Source organism: Citricoccus parietis (assembly GCF_042433045.1).
GTDB classification, from domain to species: domain Bacteria; phylum Actinomycetota; class Actinomycetes; order Actinomycetales; family Micrococcaceae; genus Citricoccus; species Citricoccus parietis.
Genome location: NZ_JBHLWH010000021.1, coordinates 70050 through 90593, shown reverse-complemented (window position 1 = coordinate 90593; position 20544 = coordinate 70050). Strand labels below are relative to the sequence as shown.

The following is a 20544-nucleotide window of genomic DNA, read 5'->3' as shown; positions in this document are numbered from 1 at the left end:
CGGTCCGGTTCCGTACCACGGTGCTGCGGCCAGGGCCGATGATCCGTGTCCCACCGTGACCTGCGTCCCGGGCCGAGGACTCGCCTCGCACCTGTGAAGCAGGTCACTGTGACGTGAGCATATGCCCGCCGCGGGTGTTTCCCAAGGGTTCCGGTGCCTTACGCTTCATCCCATGGGCACCGAGGTCGAGTCGAGCACCTATTCCCGGTCCGAGCGGACGCGGTACCGCGAGCGGCTGGAAGGATCACTGCGGGAGCTGAAGGACTACCTTGCCGGCAGCGACTTCTCCGGAGCGGGGCGGATCGGCCTGGAGCTGGAACTGAACCTGGTGGATGAGACGTCCCAGCCGGCGCCGCTGAATCGCCAGGTCCTGGACGCCATCGACGATCCGGCGTTCCAGACGGAACTGGGCCGGTACAACATCGAGCTCAACCACCCGTCCCTGACCATCCGTGAGCGCGGACTGCGCGATCTCGAGGAATCCCTGAAGGCGGAACTGGACCGGGCGGACGAGCGTGCCATCCGTGCCGGGGCGCAGCTGTACGCCATCGGAATCCTGCCCACCCTGGACGGGGAGGACCTGGCCGGCGAGGACTGGATCAGCGAGGGCAACCGCTACTCGGCGCTGAACGCGGCGATCCTTGAGGCCCGCGGCGAGGACATCCTCATCGACATCGACGGGCCCGAGCACCTGTCCTACTACGCCCGGGACATCGCCCCGGAGTCCACGTGCACCTCCATGCAGCTGCACCTCGAAGTGTCCCGCGAGCAATTCGGCCCGGTATGGAATGCGGCGCAGGCGATCGCCGGGCCACAGGTGGCCCTGGCCGCGAACTCCCCGCTGTTCCTCGGCAGCCTGTTGTGGGCCGAGTCCCGCATCCCCGTGTTCCAGCAGGCCGCGGACACCCGGGGGCCGGAGCTGGCCCGGCAGGGGGTGCGGCCCCGCGTCTGGTTCGGTGAGCGCTGGATCGAGGGCATCGAGGACCTGTTCGAGGAGAACATCGCCTTCTTCCCGGCGCTGCTGCCGGAGATGTCCGGCGAAACGGGCACCACGGCGGCCGGGGCGCCGAAACTCGCCGAGCTGCTGCTGCACAACGGCACGGTCTACCGCTGGAACCGGCCCATCTATGATCCCGGCAAGGACGAGAAGAGGCACGACGCCGGCACCTCGCCGGCGCTTCCGGCGAACCTGCGTGTGGAGAACCGGTTGCTTCCGGCCGGTCCCACGGTCGTGGACATGGTCGCCAATGCCGCCTTCTTCTTCGGCCTGGTCAAGTACCTGGTGTCCACGGAGGAGAACCCGTGGCAGCGGATGTCCTTCGCGGTGGCGAGGACCAACTTCTACGAGTGCGCCCGGCACGGCCTGAACGCCTCGGTGTACTGGCCCGGCTACGGGGACGTCCCCGTCACGGAGCTGCTGGACCGGCACCTGCTGCCGGCCGCCCGGCACGGGCTGGAGCTGCTCGAGGTGGAGGACGACGTGGCGGATCACTACCTGGCAGTGCTCACCGGCCGAACCCGGACCGGCCAGAACGGGGCCACGTGGATGACGCGATCCCTGGGCCGGTACGAGGAATCGGGTCTGGCCCGCGGCACGGCGCTGGCGCGGATGGTGGCGGAGTACGGGAAGCACATGCGCGGCGGGAATCCCGTGCACACGTGGCCGCTGCAGTAATGGACACCGCCATCCACCGTGGAGAGCTTCCCCCGTCCGAGGTCTACCGCCGCTTCGCCCGGATCGAGGCGCACGGCAGTTCCGACGTCTACGAGGATTGGGCCGCGAACGTCGCCGAGGACGCAGAGGTGCTCGAGCTGGTGGCCGGACTGCCCCGCACGAAGCGCCAACCCAACCTCGTGTTCGCCGCGGCCCGGCTCCACGGCGCCGCCGGGACGTACGCTTCGTTCCGGTCCACCCTCGTGGAGCGCTGGGGCACCATTCGAGAGACCATCCTGGCGCGATCCACCCAGACGAACGAGGCGGCCCGGTGCGCGGTGCTGCTGCCATTCCTGGCCGAGCTGCCGCAGCCCCTGGCCCTGCTTGAGGTGGGCGCCTCCGCCGGTCTCTGTCTCCTGCCGGACCGCTACTCCTATCGGTACAGCGACGGCCCCCGCCTTGACCCGGCCGACGGGCCGTCCGAGGTGATCATTGACTGCCGCCTCGGCCCGGGCAGCGCCCCTCCGCGGGCCCTGCCAAAGGTCGCGTGGCGGGCGGGGATCGACCTCTCCCCCGTGGACGTCGAGAACGCCGAGGACTGCACCTGGCTGGAGACCCTCATCTGGCCCGGACACGTTGATCGACGCGACCGGCTCCGGTCCGCGCTGGCCATCGCCCGCCGCGAACCACCCCGGGTTATCGCCGGCGACCTCAACGAGGCCCTGCCCGCCCTGGCCGCCGAGGCGCCGGCCGACGCCACCCTGGTCGTCTTCCACACGGCCGTGCTGGCCTACCTCGACGAGGCCGCCCGCGGTGGTTTCGTCGACCTTGTCAACAGCCTGCCGGGGCACTGGATCAGCAACGAGGGGCCCGGCGTCCTCCCGCAGCTCCCCTCGCTTCCCGAGTCTGTTGCCCCGGGCGAGTTCGTGATCACCGTCGACGGCATTCCCCGGGCCACAGCCGATCCACACGGCCGATCGGTCACCGGCATCCACCCCCTTGGTGGCGTCATCGGTGTGCAGTTCGAGGTTTAAGGCCATCTGACCAACCTGGATCTTCTCCCGCGCTACCTGCTCCAGGGCGGCCAGGGTCACCTCGTCATGAGCCGAGATGCTCGACAATCTGACGCACCCCACGGCGCTTCTCCACGAGCTGGACCGCGGTCGCTCCGGACGCGATCTTCACCCGCCGGATGTACATCCAAACAGCCTAGAACCCCCCGACCGTTAGTGCCCACCCAGCAACCAAGAACCCCAGAATGGCGCGGGACTAGGCACCCAAAACGACCGAATCGCCGAACAGTGAGCCAAGTCGGGAGGAGCCAAATCAATTATCAACGTGTAACGGCCGAGGCCGGGGGTTGGGCCCGTCGAGAACCCGCTCTACCTATGCCTTCCACTGTCGAGGAACCGGATCCTGGAGGACAGCATGACAACGACGAGAGCGCCGGTCGTCGCCGGCGTGGAGGAAACCGGCTCCTAAGGTGCCGGACTGGCCCGTAGCCTGGCAAGCCATGGCTCGACGCCTGGAAGTGCTCTGCCCGAACCGACAGGTGCGACGTCAGCGGGGCAAATCCGATGAGAGCGACGCCTACATCGCGGCCGAAGCCACCTTGGCGGGAACCGCAGATGCGGTACCCAAGGACGGCAACGGACCCATCGAAGCGATCCGGGTGGTCCTGGTGGCCCGGGCCAATCTCCAACTGCCGCAGACCCCGGGGCGTGGGCGCGGTCAATGCCGCGCAGCTGCTGGTGTCCGGCGGTGACAACCCCGACCGGCCGCACTCTCGAGGCCGCCTCAATCGCGGAGGCGATCGGCAGGCCAACAGCGCCCTACCCCGTATCGCCGTGGTCCACCTGCACATGAACGTGCGGAGCCGTTCCTTTGCCTCCATGTTCTTTTTTTGCACATCGTGAGGTCTCGGTAACCCTCTGGGCTCTCCCCCGCTGCCTTCGGCTCGGGATCTTTCGAAGACCGCCTTGCCCATCGTGTGGGAGGGCGCGGCGGGCGGGATGGTCCGGAGCCGGCGGGAGTACTCGTACAGAGCATCGCTGAGCGTACGGTTCGGTTCAGGCATCGACTCCGGCTGTGGCCCAGGAGCCGCGCAGAGCCTCACGGAGGGTCTGTGGTTCCTCGGGGTAGTCCTTCCGGAAGACGTCGAGTTTCTGGAGTTCGGGAACGACATGGTCCACGAATTGCTCCAGCCCGTGCGGCAGGATCGGCGCCTGGATCGCGAATCCATCGACGGCGCCGCGGTGGTACCAGTCGGCCATGGACGCGGCGATCTGTTCGGGGGTGCCGATGACGTATTGGTGTCCGCGGGTGGAACCGAACGCCTTCTGCAGTTTGCGCAGGGTGTTGTGGCCCTCTGCCACCAGTTTCTGGATCTTCATGTATCTGCCGATCTGGCCTTGGAAGGCCCCGTCCGGCAGTGGGGGTAGCGGCTCGTCGAAGCCGTGCTCGGTGAGGTCCAGGCCGGTGAAGTAGGAGACGAAGTCCGCCACCTGCGCCGGCAATACCAGCTCCTCGAGCTCCTGGAACAGCTGGTGGGCCTCCCGTTCGGTGGAGCCGATGAACGGCCAGATCCCCGGCAGCAGCTTCACCTCCTCCGATTGGCGGCCATGGGCCTGGGCGCTGGCCCGAAGGTCGCGGCGGAAGTCGTAGGAGGACTCGAAGGTCTTCTGGACCGAGAAGACGACGTCGGCGAACTCCCCGGCGAAGTCCAGCCCGGCGCTGGAGCGGCCGGCCTGGAACAACGCCGGCCGGCGCTGCGGGGAGGGCGCCAAGTTCAGCGGGCCGCCGGCCCGGAAACGGCCGTGTTCCTTGGCACCGAAGTCGATCTTCGTCACGTCGGCGTAGAGCCCCCTGTCCTGGTCCCGGACCAGGGCATCCGGGGCCCAGGCCTCGAGCAGGTCCAGCACGGTGCGGGTGAAGTCCGCTGCCGTGGCATAGCGAGCATCGTGGTCCGGCAGGGTGTCCTGCCCGAAGTTACGAGCCTCGACATCCAGGGACGAGGTGACGATGTTCCAGCCGAACCTGCCGTGGGAGACGTTGTCCATCCCGCTGATGAGCCGGGCCAGGTGATAGGGCGGATAGAAGGCGGTCGAGGCGGTGGCCACCAGTCCGATGCGGCTGGTGTGCTGGGAGATCGCCGCCAGCATGGTGATGGGCTCGATGTACTGCAGGGAGTTCACCGAGACGTATTCGTTCAGGTAGAGCAGGTCGGCCAGGAAGAAGGAGTGCATCTTGCCGCGCTCGGCGATCTTAGCCAGCTCGATGTAGTGCTCCGGCGAGGTCTCTGCTGCATAGGCCGGCGCCAGCCGGTGCCGCCAGGCGGATTCGTGGTGTCCGGCCCCCAGGGGAAACGCGTTGAGAATCATGCCGTCGATGGCCGCTTCCATGGATATCTGCCTCTCGTTGCGACTGACGCCGGACCGGCTTCACCCGGTGCGGCCACCTGCTGAGTCTTCTCCTTCGTACTCAGCACTGGCGAACCCTGCGTCTTCGACGCACCCCTGTGTGACGTCCGGTGACCCCTTGTTGCGTCACATAGCGCCGTGTCAGGGCCGGAACGGATCCAAAGCCCGAGCATGACTCCCTGTGACCCGGCATGGGCGGAAGGGGGCGTGGCGGTGTTGGCTGGCCGATGGCCCGTTCCAGCAACGAGCCCCAATGAGCCGTGCACCGCAGTCCAGGAGGTCCGCCCGTGAGCCATCCCGTAGCGCCAGTCGCCCCCGTGACGCCCAACCCGTCTGAAGCGGACGTCCGGGCCTCCCGCCGCCGCCTGCTGGTGGGCTCCTCCGTGGGCCAGTTCGTCGAGTGGTATGACTTCCTGGTCTTCGCCACCCTGGCCACTCTCCTGGCCTCGAAATTCTTTCCGAGTGAGAATCCCGCAGCGGCCTTGCTGGGGGTCTTCGCCGTCTACGGGGCCGGGTTTCTGGCCCGCCCGCTCGGCGGGATCTTCTTCGGCCGCTACGGGGACAGGATCGGCCGGCGCAACGTCATGGCGGCCACCATCCTTCTCATGGGCGCCTCGACGTTTCTGATCGGCCTGCTTCCCACCTACGAAGACGTCGGGATCCTGGCGCCGGTCCTGCTCATGACCCTGCGGCTGGTCCAGGGCTTCTCGGCTGGCGGGGAGGCCTCCTCCATGGGCCCGCTGGTCATCGAATCCTCCCCGGTCAACACCCGAGGCTTCTGGATCGCGATCGTCTTCGCAGCCTCCTTCCTGCCCTCCGCCGTCTCCGGGTTCTTCGTCCTGGGCCTGACCGAGGCCTTCGGCGCGGAGGCCTTCAACGCCGGCATCTGGCGCGTCCCGTTCTTCGTCGGCGGGGTGCTGGCACTGGTGGGCCTGTTCATCCGCCTGCGCTTGGAGGAATCAGAGGACTTCCAGGAGGTGTCAGCCGCGGGCGGCATGTCCAAGACGCCGCTGAAGGACACCACCACCGGTCACGGGCGGGCCGTCGTGTTCGTCTGCCTGATCATCTCGGTGCTGGCCGTCTCGGCCTACACCGTGCACAGCTACATGTTCTCCTTCCTGGCCAGCACGGTCGGTATGGAGCAGGTACCGGCCATGCTGAGCACCTCCTTCTCCGTGCTGGCCGTCGTGGTGGGCCTGCCGCTCTGCGGCAAGCTGGCCGACCGCTGGGGCCGCCGGCCCATGATGTACACGGGAGCGGTGTTCCTGGCCGTGACGGCCCTGCCTGCCTACCTGCTCTGCACCACCGGGACGTTTTGGGGCGCCTTCGCCGGACAACTGCTGGTCTCGGTGGGCATCTCGATCTTCGGCGGCGGCGGGTACGTGACCCTCTACGAACTGTTCCCCACCTCCGTTCGGTCCACCGGCATCGGACTGTCCTACAACGTTGGCTATGCGATCTTCGGCGGCACCATGCCGTTCATCAGTCAGCTGCTGGTCAACTCCACCGAATCCGCTCTGTCCCCGGCGTTCTACCTGATCCTGGTCTGCGTCGTCTCGTTATTCGTTATCAAGGCATTGCCAGAGACCAAGGGGCAGACTCTGAACAGGTCGGCCTTCGACCACGTCCAGGTATAGCGGTCACGAAGCCACTCTTGGGCGCCACACCCCCGTCGACGGCTACCTGCTCGAGCCGGAGGACTAACGTGCGAGGCCGCCGGTGGCCCTCCCGGTCCATTCCTGGTCTGCGTCTTTTCATCCGGTGCATCGGTGCTTGGGTAAACCAAGTCCGGGCCTTAACCGCGCAGCTGCTCGCCCTGGCCCGAGATGGGGAGCCCAAAAGGCCCCGTTCAACCGATTCAATCAGCCCGGCATCGACGAGTCTGACTCGGTAGCCCGTGCTCCCAGTCGTGGGAGTTGCCGCCAAGAGGTTTCGAGGGCATACATTCCCATGGCGGGTCTGACATGCCGCTGGAGGAAATCTACGTCCTGACTGAAGGTACGGACCGCATGAGCGTAGACGGCGAAGAATACCCGGCGCAGGCCGCGAAGCGGTATTCGCCAAGATCGGAACCATGCACGACCTGCGCAATACCGGCGAGGGCCCGCTCAGGCTCCTGGTGGTGTGGGGAAGCCTCAGCCATCCGGCTACTCCGCCTTCGGTTCAACCAAGATGGCCCGACTGCCCAGAAACGAACCCCCGCAGCGGGTAGGCGAAGTTCGGTAAGTCGACGGAGAAACACACCACCGTAACTCGCGGAGAGACCACTTCTTTCACGTTCGGATTTTCACTCAATCATGTGTGTAAGGGCAGATATACCCTCTTTCACACCACCCGCGGCGATGCGGACGCACTGTCAGATTGGGTAGGCGACCCGGACCCTGGACAGATGTGTACGGCAGGTCTTGAACATGGGTGGAGAGGCCGTGGCTTACGTGTGAGCCAGTTCGAGAGGTTCCGGGTGCTCGACTATGGACAGGAAGGGGCATGCCTGCCGTCACCGTCTGCTCCCCGGCTGCGTCCCGTTCTGATTCTTCTTCGTCCTCGCCGTGGCCGGTGCGGTCCAGGGGTCCTCGGGCCACGGGTGCTTGGGGTAGCGCCCCCGCATCTCCGCTCGGACCTGGGCGTAGGGTCCGGACCAGAACGAGGCCAGGTCTCCGGTGACGGCCAGGGGCCGGCCCGCCGGGGAGAGCAGGTGGAAGACCACCGGCACCCGGCTGTCCACCAGTCGCGGGGTCTCGACCAGCCCGAAGCACTCCTGGAGCTTGACCGCCACCACCGGCGTGCCGGCGCCGGGAAGCGCCGCACCGGAGTCAGCAACACCGGGACCCGTGGCACCTGGGGCAGCGGTGTCCGCCGAATCCACGGCCGGGTAGTCGATCCGTGCGGTGCGGCCGCTGGGCACGGGCAGTCGCTCGGGGACCAGCTCGTCCAACCGCACCGCCTCCGGCCACGGCAGCAGCCGGCGCAGGGCGGAGGCCAGGTCCAGCGATCCAGTTTTGGCTCCGCCGGCCAGCTTCTCCACCTCGGGCGCGAGCCAGTCCTCCCAGCAGGCCGCGAGCGCCAGTGAGGACATGCCCGGCCACGGCGCCCCCAGCGTACGGTGCAGCAGGTCCAGCCGGCGGCGGAGTGCATCGGCCCCGGGGCTGGCCTCGGCGGTGAGGCCGAGCGCCTCGGGCCCCCGCTCGGCCAGCAGGCGCACGACGGCGGCGCGGCCGGACTCGCGGTCGGGTGCCACCGGTGTCTCGGACAGCAGGATCGCGCCCACCGCCTTCACGGCCCGGCCGACCACCCGGCCGTCCTGCCACGTGGCGGTCCGCTCCTCCCGATAGAGGGGCCCGGCGAGCTGTTCGGCCAAGTCGGCATCCACGGGGGCCGCGGCCCGGATCACGGCTCCCGTGCCGGCCGCGGCCCTCCCCTCGGCGCGCGAGACCTCGGCCACGGCCAGCCACTCCGCCCCGGCCAGCGGGCTGCCCGGCGGCAGCGAGGCCCGGGTTCCCGAAGCCAGCAGATAGATCCCGCCCGGTGTCCCTCCGCCGGCCCCCGAGGCGTCCGGGACCCGTCGCGCCAGGCGTTCGGGCCAGGCGAGCCCGACGACGGCACCCATCTCCGACTCCCGCGGCACCCGGGTACTCCCCGAGTCCGCCGGATCAGCACGGCCGGCCAACCGCTCGAAGCGCTCGGTCTCCCGACGCCACCGGCCGGCCTCGGCGTCGCCGCGACCCGCCGCACGCAGCCGCTGCAGGGACACCGTCAGGTCGGCTCCCTCGGGCCGCACGTCGGACGAGACCAGGGCGACCAGCTCGGCAGCGGCACGGGCACCCACCAACCGGCCGCCGTCGAGCAGGGCACGGGCCAACCGCGGCTCGGCGGGGATCGCGGCGAGGCGGCGACCGTGGTCGGTGGCGCGGCCGGCGGGGTCGATGGCGTCCAACGCGGTGAGCGTCTCCAGCGCCTCGGCCAGGGAGGCCTCCGGCAGCGGCTCCGGCAGGACGAGCCCCTCGCCGGCGGGCGCACCCCAGCAGGCCAGTACCAGGGCAGCCCCGGTGAGGTCCGCGACGGCGGCCGCGGGCGTCGGCTGCGCGGGTGCCGTCCCGTAGGTGCTGCGGTCGTAGCAGCGGACCACGGTACCGGGTCCCAAACGCCCGGCACGGCCAGCACGCTGGTCGGCGGAGGACTGCGCGGCGGCCACCGTCACCAGTCCGGTCATGCCGCGGGCGGCGTCTCGGCGAGGTTCGCGGGCCAGCCCGGCATCCACCACGAGCCGCACCCCCGGCACCGTCAGCGACGACTCGGCCAGGGAGGTGGACACAATGATCCGGGGCCGGTCAGAGGCGGAGGGTTCACGCCCGCCGACGGCCCGGTCCTGCTCGGCGGCCGGCAACTGACCATACAGGGGCAGGATCTCGGTGCCGGGGGCCAGGTCCCGCAACCGGGACACCGTCTCCGCGACCTCGCGGGCCCCGGGGACGAAGACGAGAGCATCGGTTCCCGGCTCGGCCGCGCGGACCTCGGCATGGGCCTCGGCGGCGCACCGGGCGACGTGCTCGAGGAAGTCCCTGCTCACCCCGCGCAGGTCCTGGCGCCGCCCGGAATGCGGTCGGTAACGGATGTCCACGGGGAACAGGGCGGAGGGACAGTCGACCACGGGGGCCGGGACGGGCCGGCCGGTGCCCTCCCCCAGACGGGCGGCGAACTGCGCCGCATCCAGGGTCGCGGACATCGCCACGAGCAGCAGTTCGGGACGCAGCTGGGCCACCTCACCGAGCATGCCGAAGAGCAGGTCCGTCTCGAGATCGCGTTCGTGGACCTCGTCCAGGATCACGGCGCCGATGCCGGCCAACTCGGGATCACGCAGCAACCGGTTGACGAGTACGCCGGGGGTCACGAACTCCACCAGCGTCTCCGCGCCGGTCTGGCGTTCCCCGCGGACCACATAGCCGGACCGGGTCCCGACGCCGGTCCCGTCCAGGGCCGCGAGACGGCGGGCGGCGGCGCGGGCCGCCACCCTTCGCGGCTGCGTGACGATGACCTTCTGCCCGGCCAGCAGGTTCGCCGCGGCCGGCGGCACGAGCGTGGTCTTGCCGGTGCCCGGCGGCGCCTGCACCACAGCGAGGCGCTCCGAGACCAGAGCCCGGCGCAGGTCCGGCAGGGAGTCGCCGAAGACCAGGCCTGCACCCAGTCGATCGAGGTCGAAGGGGCCGGACCGGGTGCGGGAACTCATCCTCCCATTGTGGACCGCTCGCCGTGGATCGGCCGGACGAATCCCGCGTGGATCAGGGCGTGGGGGTGCCGCCGTTGGCGTTGAGGGTGTCACCGGTGACGTAGCTGGACTCCCCGGAGGCCAGGAACACGAACGCCGGGGCCATCTCCACCGGCTGACCGGCACGACCCAACGGGGTGTTGTGCCCGAACTCCGGCAGCTTCTCCTTGGGCTGTCCGTCAGAGACCTGCAGGACGGTCCAGACCGGGCCCGGTGCCACGGCGTTGACGCGGATGCCCCGTTCCGCCACCTGCTGGGCCAGGCCCTTGGTGAAGTTGTTGATCGCCGCCTTCGTGGAGGCATAGTCGAGCAGGTTCGGCGACGGCTCATACGCCTGGATGGACGTGGTGTTGACGATGGTGGAACCGGGGCCCATGTGTTTCAGGGCGGCCCGGGACAGCGTGAACATGGACATGATGTTGATCTGGAAGGACTCGTGCACCTGTTCATCGCTCAGGTCCTCCAGGGAGTCGGAGATCACCTGCTTGCCGGCGTTGTTCACCAGGATGTCCAGCCCGCCGAGCTTCTCGACGGCGGCGTCCACGACTCCCTCCCGGTACGGCCGGTCCATCAGGTCCCCGGGCAGCGCGGCCGCGGTCCGTCCGGCTTCCTCGATGGCCTCGACCACACGCCGGGCGTCCTCCTCCTCGGCCGGCAGGTAGGCGATCGCCACGTCCGCTCCCTCCCGGGCGAAGGCGATGGCGACGGCGGCGCCGATCCCGGAGTCGCCCCCCGTCACCAACGCCTTGCGGCCGACCAGGCGGCCCTGGCCCCGGTAGGACTCCAGGCCGATGTCCGGCACCGGTTCGGTCTTCACGTCCAGTCCGGGCTCCGGCTGGTCCTGTTCCGGTGGGGAGATCTTCGGGTGCCGGGTCGTCGGGTCATCGGCGGCGAGCTGGCCGGCCCCCGCACCCCCACCACTGGCGTTGAGGTCGGCCTGGTTCTCTGGGTGGTTCGCAGATCCGTTCATGACCCCGACCCTAAGGACCTGCCCCAGCGGCATCAAGTCATCACCCGCGCACCATCCGTATGCCGCGCGCGAACTGCCCGGCCGGGCTGCCGGTTGTGACAGCATGGCGGCATGACCGAGTCAGCTGCCGTGAGCCCCGCCATCACCGGACCCGATCGGGTCCTGTTCTACCCGCCGGCCGATGCCCGCCGAGACGGCCCCTACCGGGACGCGCACGCCGGACCGGCGCAGGCCGCGGCCGACGTCGGCGGTTCGGTGGTGCCGAGCGACGCTGACGCACCCTACGGGGACGGGTCCGCGACCGCCCTGGTGATGGTGTACCCGGTGCCGGTCGAGGACGTCGAGGCCATCCTGGCCGCCAACCCGTCGCTCGGATGGATCCAGCTCCCGTTCGCCGGCATCGAACGGTACGTGCCGCTGATCCGGGAGCGGACGGACCTCCAGTGGACCTCCGCGAAGGGTGTCTATGCGCCGCCCGTGGCCGAGCACGCCCTCGCGCTCACGCTCGCCCTGCTGCGGGACCTGCCCGAGCGGGTCCGCGCCACCGGGTGGGGCCCCGGGGGCGGCACCACCCTGAACGGGCTGAACTGCGTGGTGGTCGGCGGGGGCGGGATCGCCCGCGAGTACCTGCGCCTGCTCAAGACCTGGGACACCACCGTGACCATGGTCCGGCGGACCGACGACGAGGTGCCCGGGGCAGACCGGACCGTCACGCAGGACCGGTTGGACGAGGTCCTGCCGGGCGCCGACGTCGTGATGATCGCCGCGGCCGCCACGGACGAGACCCGCGGCATGATCGGGGCCCGGCAACTGGAGCTCATGGACCCCACCGCCATCCTGGTCAACATCGCCCGCGGAACCCTCGTGGACACCGATGCCCTGGTGGCGGCGCTGGCCGCCGGGTCCATCCGCAGTGCGGGACTGGACGTCACCGACCCGGAGCCGCTCCCGGACGGGCACCCGTTGTGGGCCGAACCGCGCTGCCTGATCACCCCGCACACGGCGGACACCCCGCAGATGTGCATCCCGTTGATCAACGCCCGCAGCGAGCGGAACCTCGCCGCCCGTGCCGAGGGTTCCGCACTGGAGGGACGGGTGGACGCGGAGACGGGGTACTGACCGCCAGGCCCCTTAGGCTGGGGGTCATGAGATCCCCCGTGCAGGACTACCTTGACCGGTTGGTCGACCAGATCCGCCCCGTGGACGAGGGCACCACCTACCAGGCCGTGCCCTCGGCCGCCGCCATGGACCGGAACCTGTTCGGCCTGGCCCTGACCACCGTCGAGGGTCACTGTTACGCCTCCGGGGACGCCGAGCATCCGTTCTCCCTCCAATCGATCTCCAAGGCCTTCACCTACGGCATGGCCCTGGAGGACCTCGGCCCGGACAAGGTGCACGAGAAGATCGACGTGGAGCCCTCCGGCGACCCGTTCAACGAGATCTCCCTGCAGCCGGGCACCGGCCGCCCGGACAACCCCATGATCAACGCCGGGGCGATCACCACCACCTCGCTCATCAAAGGCCGCGGCGGGCGCGACCGCATCGGGCGGATCGTGAACACCTTCTCGGACGCCGCCGGACGGGACCTGAAGGTCTCGGAGCCCGTCTTCAAGGCCGAGGACAAGACCGGCCACCGCAACCGGGCCCTGGCCTGGCTGCTGCGCTCGTTCGGGATCCTCGAATCCGACCCCGAACCCTCCTTGCAGGACTACTTCCGCCAGTGCTCCATCCTGGTCACCGCCAAGGACCTGTCCATGATGGCCGCGACCCTGGCGAACCAGGGCGTGAACCCGGCCACCGGTGAACGCGTCTTCTCCCCGCAGGTGGTCCGCTGGGTGCTCTCGGTCATGTCCACGTGCGGGATGTATGACGACGCCGGCAATTGGGCCATCGAGGTCGGCCTGCCGGCCAAGTCCGGGGTCGGCGGCGGGCTGCTCGTGGTGGTGCCCGGGCAGATGGGCGTCGGTGTCTTCTCCCCGCCCCTGGACGAGCACGGGATGTCCGTGCGCGGCGGCATGGCCATCAAGCAGATCGCCACCGATTTCGGCCTGCACTACGGTGACGTCCCGCCCCTGGGCCGCTCCACCATCCGGGCCCGGTACGACCTGTCCGAGGCGCCCTCCAGCGTCCCCCGCAGCGTCGAGGCCCTGCAGGCCCTCGAGGTGCACGGTCCGGAATGCCGCATCATCGAGATCGGCGGTGACATCGGCTTCGCCGAGGCCGAGACCCTGGCTCGCGCCGCCGTCGGCCTGCCCGCCTCCGTCCGCACCCTCGTGGTGGACGTGCGCAAGGTGGACGACTTCGGCAAGGCTGCAGCCCGGATGCTCACCCATGTGGTGCGCAACTTCCTGGAGGACCGCCGCGACCTGATCCTCGTGGACGACGACACCGCACTCACCCAGTCCCTGCTGGACTACGCGGCGGACACGGAGGACGGGATGCTGCCGGACCCGATGCCGGAGACCACCACCTGGTCCACGCCAGCCGTGTCCACGGTCAGCGGAGCCGGAACCTCCGCCGGGAACGCCGGCGGAGGTGCGGTCGACAGCTTCACCTCTGATGCCGCCGTCTCTGACCTGGCCCCCGCCGATCTTGACGGGGACGGCACGGTGGAAGCCGCCGTCGAGCCCGAATTCCGGTTGTTCCTCTCCCGGTCCCTCGCCCTGGAGTGGATCGAACAGCGGATGCTGGCCCGCCATGCGCCCGACCTGGTGCCCACCGGCGACCAGGAGCCGACGAGGTCCCCGCTCCTGGAGATGCTCAACGAAGAGGACGCCCTCACGCTGTCCGCGTTCATGGAGACCCGCAATTACCGGGCCGGGCAAGTCATCCGCCGGGCGGGGCAGCCGTTCGGCGGGATCTACTTCATCACGGCGGGGCAGGTCGAGCTCACCAGCCAGGGCTCCGGCGGCCGGCGCTACCGGCAGGCCTACCTCTCCCCCGGCATGATCTTCGGCGAGATCGCCCTCGGCCAGGCCGGCCGGCAGCTCACCACGGTGCGCGCCATGGGTCCGGTGACCACCCGGGTGCTCACGGCCCAGGTGATCTCCGCCCTCGAGGAGTCCGATCCGCAGCTGGCCATCAAGCTGTGGTCCGCCCTGGCGCGGGACGCCTACACCTCCGTGGAGCAGATGAGCAGGGAGTCCGGCGCCCGCTTCGAGTGACCGAATCATTGACCCTCGCATCCCTTGCGGGCCACACTGCGAACACCCGTGTGACCTGTGCAGATGTCGGAGGCAGCCATGAGCACCACCACGCCGGACGTACCCAGCGCCCCTCCTGAGGAGGGCGAGGGCGAACTCAAACGGGTCCTCGGCCCCAAGCTGTTGCTGCTGTTCATCGTCGGCGACGTGCTGGGTGCCGGGATCTATGCGGTCACCGGTGAGATGGCCGGCATGGTCGGCGGCATCCTGTGGTTGCCGTTCCTGCTGGCCTTCGCCGTGGCCACGATGACCGCCTTCTCCTACCTGGAGCTGGTCACCCACTATCCGCAGGCGGCCGGGGCCGCGCTCTATACGCACAAGGCCTTCGGCATCCACTTCGTCACCTTCCTGGTGGCCTTCGCCGTGGTGTGCTCCGGCATCACCAGTGCGTCCACCTCGGCCAACGTGCTGGCGCAGAACTTCTTCGGCGGGCTGGAGGTCAACGGCTGGATGGGCGAGGCCAGCCCCGGCGCGGTGATGGGCGTGGCCCTGGGCTTCATGGTGCTGCTGGCGTTGATCAACCTGCGCGGGGTGGGCGAGAGCATCAAATTCAACGTCGTCCTGACGCTGGTGGAGATGACGGCCCTGTGCATCGTGATCGGAGTGGGCTTCTTCGCGATGGCCCAGGGCGGATCGGACCTGAGCCAGATCTTCGTGTTCCAGGACAACAATGACAAGGGGCTCTTCCTCGCCGTCACCGCCGCCACCTCCATCGCGTTCTTCGCCATGGTGGGCTTCGAGGACTCGGTGAACATGGTCGAGGAGACCAAGGACCCCGTCCGCATCTTCCCCCGGACCATGCTGACCGGCCTGGGCATCGCGGTGCTCTTCTACATGCTGGTGGCTGTCTCCGCCGTGGCCGTGCTCTCCCCCACCGAGCTGTCCAGGATCGGCGAGGCCGAGGGAGAGGCGTTGCTGGAAGTGGTGAAGCAGGGCTCCCCGGGCTTCCCCGTGGACCGGATCTTCCCCTTCCTGGCGGTGTTCGCCGTGGCCAACACCGCCCTGATCAACATGCTGATGGCCAGCCGGCTGGTCTACGGCATGGCCAAGCAGAACGTGTTGCCGCAGCCGCTGGGCAAGGTGCTGAAGGTTCGCCGCACCCCGTGGGTCGCGATCATCTTCACCACCATCCTGGCCCTGTTCCTCATCTGGTACGTCGCCAGTGACCCCGAGAGCAACATCGTCACCAACCTCTCCAGCACCACCGCCCTGTTGCTGCTCTGCGTCTTCACCGTGGTGAACGTGGCCTGCATCGTGCTGCGGCGCCGGAGGGGTGCGGACCCCGAATCGGGCTCGCACTCGAAGAGGGCCTTCAACTCCCCCACCGTGCTGCCCTACCTCGCGGGACTCTTCTCCCTGTTCCTGGCCGGGCCCTGGGTGGAGCGGGATCCCGTCGTCTACCAGATCGCCGGCGGGCTGATGGTCCTCGGCATCGCCCTGTGGGTGCTCACATACTTCCTCAACAAAGCCAGTCACCGGAAGCGGGGCGCACCGGTCGGGGACGTCCTGATCGGCCAGGACGAGGACCTGCCACCGCGGCCGCCGGGACGGTGACGACGGGAGCAGATGAGCTAGACCAAAGTGACTCCAACTGCCTTGAGATGCGCGACCCGCCAGTGGATCCACGCAACTCATTCTCTTTCGAATGCAATGAGGCATACACAAGCCTTGACCATAAGTTCCAACGAGTGCCATGTCCGTCGGCCTCAACCGACCTCTTCAAGCTTGAGGTTGAACGTTTGGACCGTGAGTTCCGAAGACCGATAGCCCGGTGATATCGATCGACGGAGACCTCCAACGGCGGGTTCTTGCGAGATTCGACTGGCGAGCTGCCGACCTCATCCATAGGTGGGAGGACAACGCACCGGTCCGCAGAATCGTTTACTCCATGATGTCGGTTTCTTCGATGCCGGCGTCGTCGTTGACCAGCCAAAAACCGTCTGCCTTGTGGCTTCAGTAGCGAAGGATCACAGTGGCCTTGAGCACCCAGTAGTACAGCATCACCACCGCTCGTCGGCTAAAAATCCCGGGTCAGCATACACTTCTAGCGCGGTTCATGGTCTGGCTAGGTAGACGGTCATTTCGGCCGCTATCGTGGCCCCGGCGGCGGCATCCAGGAGAAGCCTGACGACCACGGCAGGCACTGTCTGTACCGAACCCTGTGGGCAGGGACATCGTTCGGCTGCCCTGTGGGCGTGCGTGGCCACTCGCCCTTCCGGTCAAAAACCGTGCCACAGAATCCAGAGGGAACTACTTTATGCACTCATCGAGTAAGAGGTCCAGGATAGGAGTCCGTGACCAGCTTCGAGCTAATCATCGGCGGAGAAGGAAATGGAAAAAAAGCATTCAATCCAGGACCACTGATGATCACCTCGGGAATCCGATCCGCAAATGGTGGGGAATTGTTGTAGGTGGATGCTTCATGAGCCTCGCCGTAACATTTTCAATCAATCACTTATCGAAGCCGCCTCTGGATGGACAGAGCCCGGTCGGATGGTCTTTCGACAACTTGAAACCCATTCCGCTGGCAACAGAACATGTTCTCGGGCTCTTCGCAGTACTCGGAACGATTGTCGTCGCAATCGCACTCGGCCAGAGCAGCGCCACCGAGTCAGCCCCACAAGATGCCGTCGAGGTTGCGAGAAAGAACGAGAATCTCACCAAAACGACCTCCCTCCTCGGTCTCGGAGCGATGGTCACGTCTTACATATACGCCGTTGGACACATCGCTTCGGGCCCCGCCGAGGAGTCGGTAGCGACGCGAGTGTTTTGGGCCCTTGCAATGGTTGGGGCAGGACTAGCCATTGCCTTCATAGCCGTCCACGCGCCACGACGCCGATCCGACTTGAGCAGAATCGTCGAGGACTCACTACCCGCACTTGAGCTCCGCCAAGGCGACCTATATATAGATGCTCTTCTCAGATGGAAAGAAGACACAAATGTGCCAATGAGAGCCCCCAGACTCCTTATCGCAGCGCTAGCGGCTGTCGTGTTTCCGTCATTCTGGTCCGTCGCGTACCTAAGAACCGTCAACAACATATACGGCGATCCAAGTGCCGAAAACCTTGCAGAGAGCATATTCAGCATCGCGTTCATCTCACTTGTTTTTCTGTGGGTAACCATGATGTTGACTACCGCATCCTTTGGCATGTGGATGTGGGGGCTGCCGTTCTGGTGGTCGATCGCCATGATTGGATTGACAAGCGCCATGGGCGTGATCCTAGCCGGGAGCGGTTCGTACTACTGGTCATTCGCATGGATTTCGATTTTGTATATAACCTGCGTCTTCTGGCTTTTTCTGATTCGCATTTATCCATCGAATAGGAAACTTAGGACGTTGTTGATAATTGTCAGCTACCCGGTACATGATCTCCGCAAGTACTACCTGGCCTCGTCGAATTCCTATAGGAAGCGTGAGATCGAACGCCTCCAGGCCCAGGTCCAGGTGCAGGTCCAGGCTTCACCAGTTTCTGGAGGTACGCGACCCTCCGACCCCAGCAGAATCAGCTTCGATTAGTCGCGTGAAGCAGTGGATTCCGCCGTCGTGCTAGGGCCTGGAAGACGGGAGAGGCCCGCCCTGCCCGGACATGGGGGCAGTGCGGGCCTTACTCTCGACCGCTGATGTTGAGTGTGGCCGCGAACAGCCACTGTCATCGGTGAGTGACTATCGGGCCAGCTTGGCCACGATCGCGTTGAGGGTGGCGGACGGGCGCATGGCCTCGAACACCTTCTCCTTGGACGGGTAGTAGTAGCCGGCGATCTCCACCGGGGCACCCTGGACCGCGTTGAGCTCGTCCATGATCTTCTGCTCGTTCTCGGTCAGGTCAGTGGCGATCTCCGTGAACTTGGAGGCCAGTTCGGCGTCCTCGGTCTGCTTCGCCAGCTCCTGGGCCCAGTACATGGCCAAGTAGAAGTGCGAACCGCGGTTGTCGATCTCCCCGACCTTGCGGGAGGGGTTGCGGCCTTCCTCCAGGAAGGTGCCGGTGGCGCGGTCGAGGGTGTCGGCCAGCACCTGGGCGCGGGCGTTGCCGTGAGAGACGGCCTCGTGCTCGAAGGACACGGCCAGTGCCAGGAACTCGCCGAGCGAGTCCCAGCGCAGGTGGTTCTCCTCGACGAACTGCTGCACATGCTTCGGGGCGGAGCCACCGGCGCCGGTCTCGAACAGGCCGCCGCCGTTGATCAGCGGGACGATCGAGAGCATCTTGGCCGAGGTGCCCAGCTCCAGGATCGGGAACAGGTCGGTCAGGTAGTCACGCAGCACGTTGCCGGAGACCGAGATGGTGTCCTCGCCGCGGCGGATGCGCTCCAGGGTGAAGGCGGTGGCCTGCTCCGGGGCCATGATCTCGAGTTGCAGGCCCTCGGTGTCGTGGTCCTGCAGGTACTCGTTGACCTTGGCGATCAGGTTGGCGTCGTGCGCGCGGTTCTCGTCCAGCCAGAAGACAGCCGGCGTCTGGGAGGCCCGGGCACGGGTGACGGCCAGCTTGACCCAGTCGCGGACCGGGACGTCTTTGGTCTGGCAGGCACGCCAGATGTCCCCGGCCTGGACGGCGTGCTCGATCAGCACAGCGCCGGAGCCGTCGACGATCTGGACGGTGCCGGCTGTCTCGAGGACGAAGGTCTTGTCATGCGAGCCGTACTCCTCCGCCTTCTGCGCCATCAGGCCGACGTTCGGGACGGTGCCCATGGTGGTCGGGTCGAAGGCGCCGTTCGCACGGCAGTCGTCGATGACGACCTGGTACACACCGGCGTAGGACGGGTCCGGGAGCACCGCGAGGGTGTCCTGCTCCTGGTTGTCCTTGTTCCACATGTGGCCGGAGGTGCGGATCATGGCCGGCATGGAGGCATCCACGATCACGTCCGAGGGGACGTGCAGGTTGGTGATGCCCTTGTCCGAGTTGACCATGGCCAGGTCCGGGCCGTTGGCGTAGCCGGCCTCGATCTCAGCCCGGACACCCTCGGCGACCTTCGGGTCCAGGGAGTCCAGACCGGAGAGGATCGAGGCCAGCCCGTTGTTGGCGGACAGGCCGGCAGCGGCCAGCTCGGTGCCGTACTTCTCGAACAGCGACGGGAAGAAGGCCTTGACCACGTGACCGAAGATGATCGGGTCGGAGACCTTCATCATGGTGGCCTTGAGGTGGGTGGAGAACAGCACGCCCTCGTCCTTGGCGCGCGCGACCTGGGCGGCGAGGAACTCGTCCAGGGCTGCGGCGGACATGAAGGTGCCGTCGATGATCTCGCCGGCGAGCACCGGGAAGTCGTCCTTGAGCACCATCGCCTGACCGGACTGACCGGCGTCGCCGGAGCCCTCCACGAACTGGATCCGGATGGTGCTGTCTTCGTCGATGACCACGGACTTCTCGTTGTGGAAGAAGGCGTCGGCGGCCATGGTGGCCACGTTGGTCTTCGAGTCGGCCGACCAGGCGCCCATCGAGTGGGGGTGCTTCTGGGCGAAGTTCTTCACGGCCTTCGGGGCGCGGCGGTCCGAGTTGCCCTCACGCAGGACCGGGTTCACGGCGGAGCCCTTGACCTTGTCATAGCGGGCCCGGGCGTCCTTCTCCTCGGCCGTCTTCGGCTCGTCCGGGTAGGCGGGCAGCGCGTAGCCGCCGGCCTGCAGCTCGGCGATCGCGGCCTTCAGCTGCGGCACGGAGGCGGAGATGTTCGGCAGCTTGATGACGTTGGCGTCATCGGTCTTGACCAGCTCTCCCAGTTCGGCGAGGGCGTCGTTGACCTTCTGGTCCTCGGGCAGCACGTCATTGAAGACGGCCAGGATGCGCGCGGCCAGGGAGATGTCCCGGGTCTCCATGCCCACACCCGCGGTCGAGGCGAAGGCCTCGACGAGCGGCAGGAGTGAGCCGGTGGCCAGCATGGGAGCCTCGTCGGTATAGGTGTAGATGATCTTCGACATGAAGCGTGGTTCTCCTCGCAGGGCGCGCCGGTGGGCACGGCCCGAGTCGTCGTGATGGGTGAATCGGCCCCCAATCTACCGGAATGGCGGGCGCGGCCACCTCACGTGACCGGCCCGCCACCGCCGCCGG

The 20544-nt window shown here is 67.6% G+C and carries 12 protein-coding genes and 1 pseudogene; 8 read left to right on the top strand and 5 right to left on the bottom strand.

The window, feature by feature from the left end; all coding sequences use genetic code 11:
- Nucleotides 1–172: 172 nt before the first annotated feature.
- The gene (locus ACFFIO_RS07510) at nucleotides 173–1675 is read left to right on the top strand and encodes a glutamate-cysteine ligase family protein (RefSeq protein WP_378040971.1); all 1503 of its coding nucleotides are present in this window, start codon (nucleotides 173–175) and stop codon (nucleotides 1673–1675) included.
- On the top strand, nucleotides 1660–2688 hold the full coding sequence (locus tag ACFFIO_RS07505) for a DUF2332 domain-containing protein (RefSeq protein WP_378040970.1): 1029 nt from the start codon (nucleotides 1660–1662) through the stop codon (nucleotides 2686–2688). The genes ACFFIO_RS07510 and ACFFIO_RS07505 overlap by 16 nt, the downstream gene beginning before the upstream one ends.
- Here ACFFIO_RS07505 and ACFFIO_RS17350 read toward each other — a convergent pair.
- A pseudogene (locus ACFFIO_RS17350) lies at nucleotides 2674–2854 on the bottom strand (IS1634 family transposase); the annotation flags it as partial. The gene ACFFIO_RS07505 and the pseudogene ACFFIO_RS17350 overlap by 15 nt on opposite strands.
- 313 nt (nucleotides 2855–3167) lie before the next feature.
- Here ACFFIO_RS17350 and ACFFIO_RS07500 point away from each other — a divergent pair.
- Complete coding sequence (locus ACFFIO_RS07500) at nucleotides 3168–3419, top strand: hypothetical protein (RefSeq protein ID WP_378040969.1); 252 nt, start codon at nucleotides 3168–3170, stop codon at nucleotides 3417–3419.
- A gap of 304 nt (nucleotides 3420–3723) precedes the next feature.
- Here ACFFIO_RS07500 and ACFFIO_RS07495 read toward each other — a convergent pair whose 3' ends face one another.
- Nucleotides 3724–5055 (bottom strand): NtaA/DmoA family FMN-dependent monooxygenase, encoded by a 1332-nt coding sequence (locus ACFFIO_RS07495; protein ID WP_378040968.1) that lies wholly within the window; start codon nucleotides 5053–5055, stop codon nucleotides 3724–3726.
- Nucleotides 5056–5360: 305 nt separating this feature from the next.
- On the opposite strand from ACFFIO_RS07495, the gene ACFFIO_RS07490 reads away from it, so the two are divergent.
- Complete coding sequence (locus ACFFIO_RS07490) at nucleotides 5361–6710, top strand: MFS transporter (protein ID WP_378040967.1); 1350 nt, start codon at nucleotides 5361–5363, stop codon at nucleotides 6708–6710.
- A gap of 860 nt (nucleotides 6711–7570) precedes the next feature.
- Here the strand turns inward: ACFFIO_RS07490 and hrpB are convergent.
- Together hrpB and ACFFIO_RS07480 are read right to left on the bottom strand one after the other, a co-directional pair.
- Nucleotides 7571–10297 carry an ATP-dependent helicase HrpB gene (gene hrpB / locus ACFFIO_RS07485; RefSeq protein WP_378040966.1) on the bottom strand — a complete coding sequence of 909 codons (2727 nt, stop codon included), beginning with the start codon at nucleotides 10295–10297 and terminating at the stop codon, nucleotides 7571–7573.
- A 52-nt stretch (nucleotides 10298–10349) separates the two neighbouring features.
- A complete protein-coding gene (locus tag ACFFIO_RS07480; RefSeq protein ID WP_378040965.1) occupies nucleotides 10350–11306 on the bottom strand; it encodes an SDR family oxidoreductase in 957 nt (318 codons plus the stop codon).
- Between the two features lie 111 nt (nucleotides 11307–11417).
- Between ACFFIO_RS07480 and ACFFIO_RS07475 the strand changes: the two genes are divergently transcribed.
- The 4 genes from ACFFIO_RS07475 (at nucleotide 11418) to ACFFIO_RS07460 (ending at nucleotide 18026) form a co-directional block, all read left to right on the top strand.
- Nucleotides 11418–12425, top strand: a complete 1008-nt coding sequence (locus ACFFIO_RS07475) for an NAD(P)-dependent oxidoreductase (RefSeq protein ID WP_378040964.1) — start codon at nucleotides 11418–11420, stop codon at nucleotides 12423–12425.
- Between the two features lie 26 nt (nucleotides 12426–12451).
- Nucleotides 12452–14470 (top strand): glutaminase A, encoded by a 2019-nt coding sequence (glsA, locus tag ACFFIO_RS07470; RefSeq protein WP_378040963.1) that lies wholly within the window; start codon nucleotides 12452–12454, stop codon nucleotides 14468–14470.
- A gap of 78 nt (nucleotides 14471–14548) precedes the next feature.
- The gene (locus ACFFIO_RS07465; RefSeq protein ID WP_378040962.1) at nucleotides 14549–16063 is read left to right on the top strand and encodes an APC family permease; all 1515 of its coding nucleotides are present in this window, start codon (nucleotides 14549–14551) and stop codon (nucleotides 16061–16063) included.
- Between the two features lie 868 nt (nucleotides 16064–16931).
- A complete protein-coding gene (locus ACFFIO_RS07460) occupies nucleotides 16932–18026 on the top strand; it encodes a hypothetical protein (RefSeq protein ID WP_378040961.1) in 1095 nt (364 codons plus the stop codon).
- A 147-nt stretch (nucleotides 18027–18173) separates the two neighbouring features.
- On the opposite strand, the gene ACFFIO_RS07455 is transcribed toward ACFFIO_RS07460, so the two are convergent.
- Nucleotides 18174–20414: an NADP-dependent isocitrate dehydrogenase gene (locus ACFFIO_RS07455; RefSeq protein ID WP_378040960.1), complete on the bottom strand. Its 2241-nt coding sequence runs from the start codon at nucleotides 20412–20414 to the stop codon at nucleotides 18174–18176.
- Between the last annotated feature and the right edge of the window lie 130 nt (nucleotides 20415–20544).